Below are 1642 nucleotides of genomic sequence, written 5' to 3'. Positions count from 1 at the left end.
CCAGGCGGGCGGCCCGGCTGGAGCTGCCGGACCTCGCGGAGCTGGGACCGGTGGCCACGGTCGGGCCGCGGCTGCCCGGCTGCGCGCCCGCGCTGGACGCCGACGTCCGCACGGTGCCGCTTCCGGGCCGGTCCGACGAGGACGGCGACGCGGTGATCGTCTTCACCTCGGGCACCACCTCGCAGCCGCGGGCGGTGGTGCACACCCGCTCCTCGCTGGCCGCAGGTATGGCCGCGGTGGCCGGACTGGTCCGGCCGGAACCGGGCCTGCCGGTGCTCGGCGGCACCTTCTTCGTGCTCCTGCCGTCCCTCGCGAGCGGTGCGCCGGTCGCGCTGCCGGCCCGCTCCCCGCGGGTGCTGGCACGGCAGTTGCGCCGGCTGGCCCCGCAGGCCACGTATCTGACGCCGCCCCAGCTGCGGCGGGCGCTCGCGGCGGGCGCCCGCTTCACCGGGCGGGTGTGGACGGGCTCGGCCCCGGCGAGCGCCGAGCTGCTGACCCGGGTCAGGAGCGCCGGCGCGGACGAGGCGTGGGGCGTCTACGCGCTGACCGAACTCTTCCCCGCGGCGGCCGTCGAGCAGGCGGAGAAGGCCGCCTTCACCGGCGAAGGGGACCTGGTGGGCGCCGCCCTTCCCGGCGTGCTGGCCAGGACCGACGGCTCCGGCGAGCTGCTGCTGTCGGGACCCGCGGCCCGGGACCGCTACCTCGGGGAGGACCCGGCCGAGTGGATCGCCACCGGCGACCGGGCACACCTCGACGGCGGCCGCATCGTCCTGGAGGGCCGCCGCAAGGACATGGTCCTGCGCCGCGCGGAGAACATCTACCCGGGGCTGTACGAGCCGGCTCTGCACATCCCCGGCGTCGAACTGGCCCTGCTGGTGGGCGTACCCGCAGGCGACGGCGACGAGCGCCTGGTCGCCGTCGTCCAGCCGGCCCGCGGTGCCGACCGCGAAGCCCTGCGGGCGGGACTGGCCGGCCCGCTGTCCCGTATGGGCGCCGCCCGCCCCGACGCGGTCCTGCTCGCCGACATCCCGCTGTCCGGCCGCTCCCGCAAGCCGGACCGCGCCGCCACCGCCCGCCTGGCGGCCGCCCGGCTCCCGACGGGGGCAGCGCGGTGAACGACCTGGCACGGCGGCGGGACCGGCAGGTCTACCTCCGGTCGCACCCCGTGCTGTTCGCGCTGCTCGCCGCCACCCGGCGGCGGGGCGTGCGGCGGATCGGGGGCACCGTGCTGGTGCACGGGACCGAGGCCTACCGCGAGGTGCTCACCCGTGTCCCGCTGGACCGCGGCGCGGCGGGGACCACCGGCGGGGCGGGGCGCGAACTGTCCGGCGGGGGGACGCTGTTCGACCAGGAGGGTGCCGGGCACCGGGACGGGAGGCGTGCCGTCGCGGACGGGCTGGGCGCGGGCGGCGTGGAGCGGCTGCGGCCGGTCTGGCGGGAGGTCCTCGCCCGGGGGCTCGCCCCGCTCGGCGCCGGCCGCACCGTCGACCTGGTGCCGCTGGCCCGCGAACTGGCCGGCGCCACCGTCTGCGCGCTCCTCGACGCCCCGGGCGACCCGGTGGCCGTCGCCGAGGCGGCAGCCGACGCCGCTGCGGCGGCCGTCCGCGACCATCTGCCGGGACCCCGCAGGCCAGGTGCGCGC

General features: G+C 79.2%; 1 protein-coding gene and 1 pseudogene. Both read left to right on the top strand.

Going from position 1 to position 1642, the window contains the following annotated elements; translation table 11 throughout:
• On the top strand, positions 1-1115 hold a 1115-nt coding region (locus tag NFU81_RS03740; RefSeq protein WP_251484969.1), incomplete at its 5' end, for an AMP-binding protein.
• Positions 1112-1642 (top strand): annotated as a pseudogene (locus tag NFU81_RS03735) (cytochrome P450); the annotation flags it as partial. The gene NFU81_RS03740 and the pseudogene NFU81_RS03735, both read left to right, overlap by 4 nt.

This window comes from Actinacidiphila cocklensis, from assembly GCF_907177275.1.
GTDB classification, from domain to species: Bacteria; Actinomycetota; Actinomycetes; order Streptomycetales; family Streptomycetaceae; genus Actinacidiphila; species Actinacidiphila cocklensis.
The sequence above is the reverse complement of the archived record's forward strand: the minus strand, read 5'-3'. Positions and strand labels throughout refer to the sequence as shown.